Origin of the sequence: Prosthecobacter sp. (genome assembly GCF_044373815.1) — a bacterium.
In the GTDB taxonomy this organism is placed as follows: Bacteria; Verrucomicrobiota; Verrucomicrobiia; order Verrucomicrobiales; family Verrucomicrobiaceae; genus Prosthecobacter.
In genome coordinates, this window is record NZ_JBIPNG010000338.1 from 1 (window position 1) to 7,315 (window position 7,315).

The following is a 7,315-nucleotide window of genomic DNA, read 5'->3' on the forward strand; positions in this document are numbered from 1 at the left end:
CCGCATAGGAAAGCGCCGGCAGCGTGATCAGCGCAGGGTCCACATGGGCTGAGGCAAGCGCTTGCTGCGCGGCACCGAGTGCGGGCGTGTTCGTGGTGGCACCGGCAAACAAACCCGCCACGGCAGGCAGCGGCATGTCCAGCATCCAGCCACCCACCAAAGCCACCACGGCCCCCAAAAACACCAAGGCGAAGGCATAGGCGTTCAGCATGCGTCCCTGACGCCGCAGCGAGGCAAAGAAGCCCGGCCCCATCTGCATGCCGAGCGCGAAGACGAAGAGCACCAGCCCAAACTCCTTCATAAAGTGCGCCACCTCCGCATTGGGACGCATCCCAAAATGAGAGACGGCCAGACCGGCAAAGAGCACGCCTGCGGTGCCCAGTTTGACTCCCCGGAAACGAATATTGCCCAGGCCGATACCACCGAGAATGACAATGCTGAAGGTAAGCAGGTCGCAGGCTACGGGATTGTCCAGATGCAGTTGCTGAAGAAATGACATTCCTTTCTCATAGGCATGTTTAGTGCCAGAAGCGCAACGGGATTGTGTGCTATTCTTGTGTGCGCATCACGCGAAGGCTGGCATTCGCTGCGCCGGATTTGGCCTGAGCTGATTTGCCCCGGCATGGCGGCGCTGTTTGTGCTTAAAGCATCTCTGCATGAATACTAACAAACCCTCTCTCTATGACCGTCTCGGTGGCGAAGACATGATCTCCGCCCTCATTCCCGCCTTTTATGTCCGCGTGCTGGCCGATCCTGAACTCGGGCCCTTTTTCATCCACACCGAACTGGAGAAACTGCACGCCATGCAGCGCGAGTTCTTTGTCATGGCCACCGGCGGACCGATCCAGTACAGCGGGCGCCCCCTGGCGCATACGCATCATGGACGCGGCATCACCCGGCATCATTTTAGCAGCTTCACCAATCATCTGATTGAGACGCTGCTCGACATGGGAGTGACCCAGGAAGAAGCGGATGAAGTCATCGAACGAATCAACGCCATGACCAACGAGATCATCGGCGCCTCCTACTGATTCATCTGATGCGCCTGCTGCTATTTCTCTGCATTCTTTCAACTCTGACCGCACAAGCCGATGAGTGGTGGGCTTGGTCAAATGTGGACTACTACCGCAAACCACCATGGACGGGCAGCGTGTTCATGGGCAACTTTGCCGATGAAGCGGACGGCTCCTACGCGCAAATGGTGAGCCCGCGCGTGAAGTATGCCGCAGCAAAATGGCTGGATCTCGGTCTGGGGTTGTCGATGCTCAGGCTCGAAAACACCGCCACGCACAACCGTTACGACCAGCTCCGCCCGGAGCTGGAAATCAATCCCCACTACGAGCTGCAGCAGGTGCGACTGGACTGGCGCAACCGCATGGAATGGCGCGAGAACCAAGGTGTCCCCTCCACGTCAAACCGCACCCGGCACCGCCTGCAGGTCGCCTGGACACTGCCACAGCCGCTGGGCCCGCTGACACGCATCTATGCCAGCGATGAGTGTCTGATGGACCTGCATCTTCGTCGCCCAACAGAGAACCGCTTCATCCCACTGGGACTCACTTTCAAGCTCACCGATTCGATGGACCTCGACCTTTTTTACATGATCGACTCCAGGCGCACCAAGACGACCTGGAAAAGCGAATCCGTGCTGGGCACGTATTTGAGGGTGAGATTCTAGAGCAGGACGGAATTCGAGGCTTTGCATTGCCCGCGTCCTGATTTGAAGCGTAGAGAGAGGCATGCCTGAGCATTCCAATGCACGCCTGTTTGTGTGGTTCCGTATCCTGTTCAACTGCCGGTTTTACTACCCGGTGTTCACGATTCTGTTCCTCGATCTGGGCCTGAGCATCGGTGAGTTCGCGGCGCTGAACGTGGTGTGGGCGCTGACCAGCGTGGTGCTGGAGGTGCCATCCGGAGCGCTGGCAGACCGCTTTGGCCGCAGGCCGCTGGTGGTGGCGGCAGGTGTGTTGATGGTGCTGGAAATGGCGGTGCTGTGCCTGATGCAGCCGGGGCACCATGACCTCGTGCTGTGGCTATTTGTGGTGAACCGTCTACTGAGCGGGGCTGCCGAAGCCTGCGCGAGCGGGGCGGATGAGGCGCTGGCCTATGACTCCCTGCCGGCTGCTGAGCGCACGACGCTGTGGCCGCAGATCATGGCGAAGCTTTCACGCGGGATGGCCCTGGGCTTTGTGGTGTCCTCGATCACCGGATCGGTGCTGTATGACGCACACAGCCTGACGACGGCGCTGCATTGGATTGGTCTGGATGTGACGGTGGCCAGGCAGGTGTCCATGAAACTGCCGCTGCTGCTTGGCCTTGGCACGGCGCTGGCCTGTCTGGTGGTGACCCTGCGCATGACCGAAGTGCGCAACCCTGCCCCCAAGACTTCTCTGCTGCAGAGCATCCGCGAAACCTGGATCTCCATCCTGCAAACAGGCGGCTGGATCTGGCGCACGAAAGCCGCATTCGCACTGATTCTGTTCGGGCTGGTCTTTGACAGTGTGATCCGTCTGTTCCTGACCGTGGCCAGCAATTTCTACCGCCTCGTGGGCATCGAGGAAGGTTGGTATGGCGTGATCGGCACCGGGGTGTCTCTGCTGGGCCTTGTGACCGCCAGCCTGATGGAAACGAGCGCCAAAGTCATGACTGCACGGCAGAATTTCACCTGGCTCGGCCTCGTGGTGTTTGGCGGCTTGCTGTCGGCGGCGCATCCGCAGCCCGGCTGGACGGGCATCGCCTTGGTCATGCCGCTGTTCCTGAGCATGCGCTTCCTCCAGTTCTTCCTGTCGCATTATCTCAATGAGATCGTGGATTCCGAGCAGCGGGCCACCGCGCTGAGCTTTCGCGGGCTGACGATCAATCTGGCCTACGGCACCCTCACCCTACTTTTCGGCTGGCAGACCAGCTGGGTGGGCGGCCATTTGCACCTGAGCGCGGACGATCCCCGCGTGTTTGCCGCAGCACTGGAGCTGTGGCCGTGGTGGTTTGCCGGAACTGTGGTGGTGGCGAGCGGCTGGATGCTGCTTCGCGTTTTTGCAGTCGGCAAAGATGAACGAAACGTAGAGTCATCAGGTCATTAAGAACATTCGACAAATATATTCACCGGCAGCAAAATGCTCCCAACCATGAAAACGCCCTACTTTATCCGCCTCTGTCTGGTTCTGGCCATCGCCACCTTTTTGGTCCAGTGCTCCTCCACGCCCCAGACGCGCATTGAGAAAAACCCGCAGATGTTTTCCAAACTGAGCACCAAAGACCGCCAGCTTGTGACGCATGGCCTGATCCGCGAGGGCATGACTCGGGATGCAGTTTTCCTGGCATGGGGACGTCCTGACACCGTCTCAGTGGGTATCAATCGTGGCAGAGAGAGCGAAAACTGGAACTATGAAGGCCAGCGTCCGGTCCGCTCTATGAACATGAACATGGGTTTTGGCTACGGTGGCTTTGGTTATGGTGGCTTCGGCTACCCCGGCTTTGGCGGTTTCGGTCCCTATGGCTACGGCGGTTATCCCATGTGGGGCAGTGGCACTTCGGTGACCTACATCCCTTACACCGCTGGAACGGCGGACTTTGTTAACGGGCGGGTGGTTAGCTGGAAATCAACGGCACGCTGAGCTCAAAATCCTTCCGCAGATGAGCGTGCCCGAAGAACATCTGGCGTCACGCCGTAGTCTGAAATCCCGCGACACCCGCTGGGCGCATGCCTTGGCAGGCTGGCTGGCGCGCTCCGGCATCACACCGAATGCGATTTCACTGCTGAGCGTGGTCTTTGCTGGCGGGGCGATGGCCTGCTTCATGGTCGCCGGAGATCAAACCAGCATCACCGGCATTCTCGCGGCCTGGCTGGGGGCGCTCGTCTGCATCCAGATGAGGCTGGTGTGCAATCTGATGGACGGCATGGTGGCGGTGGAAGGCGGCAAGGGCTCACCAGTTGGGGCGATTTTCAACGACGCACCGGACCGTGTGGCGGATGTGCTGATCATGGTGGGTGCGGGCTACAGCGGCGCGGGAGATCCCGGGGTGGTGAAGCTCTTCCATGTGATTCCTCTGGGCTGGTGCTGCGCGGTGACGGCGGTCTGGACGGCCTACATCCGCGTGCTGGGTGCCTCCCTGACCGGCAAGCACGACTTCCGCGGCCCCATGGCCAAACAACACCGCATGGCCGTGCTGTGCGGCGGGCTTTTGATCGAAATGATCCAGCATCTGACCGGGCACGAACGCTGGGGCATCCTGCTGGCGCTGACGCTGATCTTTGTCGGCGGCCTCTGGACATGCTGGAGGCGGTTGTCCGTCATGGCCCAGACACTTCGCTCAGGTGACAAGTCTGCGCTTTGAAAGGGTGCCCACCAGGAGTTGAAATATTCGTGCTGTGGCTTGCGTCCCTATCCCCGCACCCTCATGAAAAAAGCGCTCCTCTTATTCGCCACCCTGTTTTCGCTCAGCCTCCACGCCGCTGATTTCCCCAAAGACAGCCCGAAGTTCTTCACCTCCTCAGGCGCGGTTTTGAAGGCCGCGAAGGAGAACGGCAAGCCCGTCATCCTCGTTTTCTCAGCCCCTTGGTGCGGCCCCTGTCAGAAAATGAAAAAGGAGGTCTACCCGAGCAGTGAGGTACAGCCGCTGCAGGACAAGTTCAACTGGGCCTACCTTGACATCGACGAGGAAGCCAATAGCAAGCTCGCTGAAGGCTTCAAGGTGGAGACCATCCCCCACCTCTTTTTCCTCGATTCGACGGGCAAGACCACCCTGGACGACCTGAAAGACGTCACCAGCCCCAAGGATTTCGCCAAAAAGCTGACCAAGGTTCTGAAGAAGGCGGAAGCCTCCCCAAAGAGCGGAAGCTGATCGTGATTGGCCGCCGCAATTGCAGGCTCAATCACAGCCAGGAATGCACACAGAGTTCCCTTTCGCGACGGGAACTGCCGCCTTTGATACCGTACGGCCCCTTTCTCAAAAGTGGTCCGAAAATCAAAGATTGATTTCAGCGGCGAATTACCCCACAATAAGTATTCTAAAAGGAAAGTTAACAATCAGATATTGTTAATAAAAATGCGATACCACACACTCCTTCTCCTCAGCCTCTCCGCCTGTTTGCTGGCGTCTTGTGAATCCTCAGGCTTCATGGGCCGGAGCACTCGCATCACCTCTGTTCGCACCACTGCCTACACGCATGGCGAGTCAGACCACATCATTTACGGAGCCAAGACGGCCGTCGGAACCCAGCTCAAGTATGGAAACGTACGCAGTGCTGCTGCCGACTGGTCGGTGTATCCGGTAGGCACCATTTTCCAGATCGAAGGCCTGCCCTACGTTTATCAGGTGGATGACTATGGCTCCGCCTTGGTGGGCACCAACACCATCGACCTCTACAAGCCGGACAAGGCCACCATGAATGCCTGGGGTGTGCGCAATGTGAACATTCGTGTCATCAAATGGGGATCGTTTTCCAAGAGCCTCTCCATCATGAGGGAGCGCATGGGCTATGAGCACATCCGCCGCATGGTGGGCCGCATTCAGCGCAGTTCTTAGACCCAGTGACCAAACAGGAGCGTGCGGATTACGTTCGGAGTCGGCTGGGGCAGCTATACCCAGAGACCCCGGTTCCACTGGATCATGAGGATGCCTTCACCCTGCTGGTGGCCGTCCTGCTCTCAGCCCAGTGCACCGATGTCCGCGTCAATCAAGTGACGCCAGCCTTGTTTCGGCTCGGTAAAACCCCGGCGGCACTCGCAGCCGCCCCCCTCGATCAAATCGAAGCCATTGTGCGCCCTTGCGGCCTGGGACCGCAGAAAGCCAAGGCCATCAAGCAGCTTTCCGGCATCTTGCTGGCGGAGCACCAAGGGCAGGTTCCCGCCTCGCTGGAGGCTTTGGAGCGACTCCCGGGAGTCGGTCATAAAACCGCCCAAGTCGTGATGGCTCAGGCCTTTGGCATCCCTTCTTTTCCTGTGGACACCCACATCCACCGACTCGCCCAGCGCTGGGGCCTGACCAATGGCAAGTCGGTGCTGCAGACCGAGCGGGATTTGAAGCATCTGTTTCCGGAGGAATCCTGGAACAAGCTGCACCTGCAGATCATTTTCTACGGCAGGGAGTTTTGCAGCGCACGTGGCTGCGATGGCACCGTGTGTGAAATCTGCCGCACCTGCTACGCGAAGCGGCGGAGGCCTGTCAGCATCAAAAAAGCCTGAAGGTCTCCGCCGTTCTGGGTAAAGGCCAATCGCGGCGCTTACCAGCGCAGACGCAGACTGGTGCGGAAAGCCTTGGTTGTATTGCCAAAGTCGCCGCCAATACCGATGTCGAACATGGGCAGCACGCGGAAGTAGGTCGACAAATCGATCATCTTGCTGTCGTACTTGTCAGCACTGCTCACGGTCACGCCAGCCTGAACTTCAAGCCAGGTCAGGGGGGTGAATCGCAATGCAGGACGCACATAGATGGAGCCGTCGCTGAAGCTGACGGAAGTGTCCTGCGCTTTCAAGCTGGCGTAAACAAGACCGGCCTCAGCCACAAAAGTGAGCTTCTCGTTGATCAAAGAGGTGTGGAAACCTGCACCAGCCTGAATGCTGGCAAAGTCATAATTCCCCTTGGTCGCACCCGTGACACTGCCACCACCGCCGCTGCCCCAGGAAGCACCAAATTTCAAATACAGCGGATTGAAGAGGGCCACCGTCAGCGTTGCACCAATGGTGTTTGCTCCCGAGAGGTTGCTGGCCTTGGGAGCCACGTAGCGGTAGTAGGCTTCCAAGTTGTTGAAGTTGACCATATTAGGCCCGCTCGGCTGCGTTCCGTAACCGGCGGCGCCAGTGGGTGGTGAACTGTAATTGCTAACGCCCTGAGGCGTGTAAGAGGAGACGCCTCCTGGCTGTGGTGCCGAGGCGTACGGATCTGCATAGCCAGGCGGAGCGGTCACTGCCGGCGTGACGGAGGCTGGGGGCAAAGAATTAGGATACGCAGGAACACTGGGCGGTGGAGTACCATATCCCGGAGGCGGAGTTCCATAACCGGCAGGAGGCACCCCCATGACACCATAACCAGTCTGGCCCACCGCACTTTGGCAAAAGGCAACGCTGACGCTGAAAGCGTAAATTAGGATCCTTTTCATGAGAAGTGGGGCATCTATTGATTATTTAGATAGGTTAAATAATCTCTCAAATCAATAGATTGGGCAAATCTTTTTTTTGGTTTTGAGATTTCCATTCAATCCAGTCGCTATGACGCTGTGTCTGCGATGAGGCATTGAATGGGCCTTACAGGACCTATATGTCCTATAAAAGGTGCCCAGCTCATGAAACGCGCCGCTACTTTCTCAGCCAGCGCG

At 58.4% G+C, this 7,315-nt stretch carries 9 protein-coding genes and 1 pseudogene; 8 read left to right on the forward strand and 2 right to left on the reverse strand.

Going from position 1 to position 7,315, the window contains the following annotated elements:
* A pseudogene (locus ACIREA_RS22365) lies at positions 1 to 499 on the reverse strand (hypothetical protein); the annotation flags it as partial.
* A gap of 157 nt (positions 500 to 656) precedes the next feature.
* Here ACIREA_RS22365 and ACIREA_RS22370 point away from each other — a divergent pair.
* From ACIREA_RS22370 to nth, 8 genes are all read left to right on the forward strand, one after another.
* Positions 657 to 1,031: a group 1 truncated hemoglobin gene (locus ACIREA_RS22370; protein WP_397384573.1), complete on the forward strand. Its 375-nt coding sequence runs from the start codon at positions 657 to 659 to the stop codon at positions 1,029 to 1,031.
* An 8-nt stretch (positions 1,032 to 1,039) separates the two neighbouring features.
* Positions 1,040 to 1,678: a DUF2490 domain-containing protein gene (locus ACIREA_RS22375; protein ID WP_397384574.1), complete on the forward strand. Its 639-nt coding sequence runs from the start codon at positions 1,040 to 1,042 to the stop codon at positions 1,676 to 1,678.
* 61 nt (positions 1,679 to 1,739) lie between these two features.
* Positions 1,740 to 3,080, forward strand: coding sequence for an MFS transporter (locus ACIREA_RS22380; protein WP_397384575.1), 1,341 nt, complete (start codon positions 1,740 to 1,742; stop codon positions 3,078 to 3,080).
* A gap of 45 nt (positions 3,081 to 3,125) precedes the next feature.
* Positions 3,126 to 3,614 carry a hypothetical protein gene (locus ACIREA_RS22385; protein WP_397384576.1) on the forward strand — a complete coding sequence of 163 codons (489 nt, stop codon included), beginning with the start codon at positions 3,126 to 3,128 and terminating at the stop codon, positions 3,612 to 3,614.
* A 25-nt stretch (positions 3,615 to 3,639) separates the two neighbouring features.
* Positions 3,640 to 4,335, forward strand: a complete 696-nt coding sequence (locus ACIREA_RS22390) for a CDP-alcohol phosphatidyltransferase family protein (protein WP_397384577.1) — start codon at positions 3,640 to 3,642, stop codon at positions 4,333 to 4,335.
* A gap of 63 nt (positions 4,336 to 4,398) precedes the next feature.
* A complete protein-coding gene (locus tag ACIREA_RS22395; protein ID WP_397384578.1) occupies positions 4,399 to 4,842 on the forward strand; it encodes a thioredoxin family protein in 444 nt (147 codons plus the stop codon).
* A gap of 204 nt (positions 4,843 to 5,046) precedes the next feature.
* Positions 5,047 to 5,526 (forward strand): 3D domain-containing protein, encoded by a 480-nt coding sequence (locus ACIREA_RS22400; protein ID WP_397384579.1) that lies wholly within the window; start codon positions 5,047 to 5,049, stop codon positions 5,524 to 5,526.
* A gap of 5 nt (positions 5,527 to 5,531) precedes the next feature.
* Positions 5,532 to 6,185 (forward strand): endonuclease III, encoded by a 654-nt coding sequence (gene nth, locus ACIREA_RS22405; RefSeq protein WP_397384580.1) that lies wholly within the window; start codon positions 5,532 to 5,534, stop codon positions 6,183 to 6,185.
* Between the two features lie 38 nt (positions 6,186 to 6,223).
* Here nth and ACIREA_RS22410 read toward each other — a convergent pair whose 3' ends face one another.
* Positions 6,224 to 6,760 (reverse strand): hypothetical protein, encoded by a 537-nt coding sequence (locus tag ACIREA_RS22410; protein WP_397384581.1) that lies wholly within the window; start codon positions 6,758 to 6,760, stop codon positions 6,224 to 6,226.
* Positions 6,761 to 7,315: the final 555 nt, after the last annotated feature.

Bases quoted from the DNA above. Each gene is read 5' to 3' on its own strand.
- ACIREA_RS22370 (WP_397384573.1), top strand. From the start codon at position 657: ATGAATACTAACAAACCCTCTCTCTATGACCGTCTCGGTGGCGAAGAC.
- ACIREA_RS22375 (WP_397384574.1), top strand. From the start codon at position 1,040: ATGCGCCTGCTGCTATTTCTCTGCATTCTTTCAACTCTGACCGCACAA.
- ACIREA_RS22380 (WP_397384575.1), top strand. From the start codon at position 1,740: ATGCCTGAGCATTCCAATGCACGCCTGTTTGTGTGGTTCCGTATCCTG.
- ACIREA_RS22385 (WP_397384576.1), top strand. From the start codon at position 3,126: ATGAAAACGCCCTACTTTATCCGCCTCTGTCTGGTTCTGGCCATCGCC.
- ACIREA_RS22395 (WP_397384578.1), top strand. From the start codon at position 4,399: ATGAAAAAAGCGCTCCTCTTATTCGCCACCCTGTTTTCGCTCAGCCTC.
- ACIREA_RS22400 (WP_397384579.1), top strand. From the start codon at position 5,047: ATGCGATACCACACACTCCTTCTCCTCAGCCTCTCCGCCTGTTTGCTG.
- ACIREA_RS22410 (WP_397384581.1), bottom strand. From the start codon at position 6,760: ATGGTCAACTTCAACAACTTGGAAGCCTACTACCGCTACGTGGCTCCC.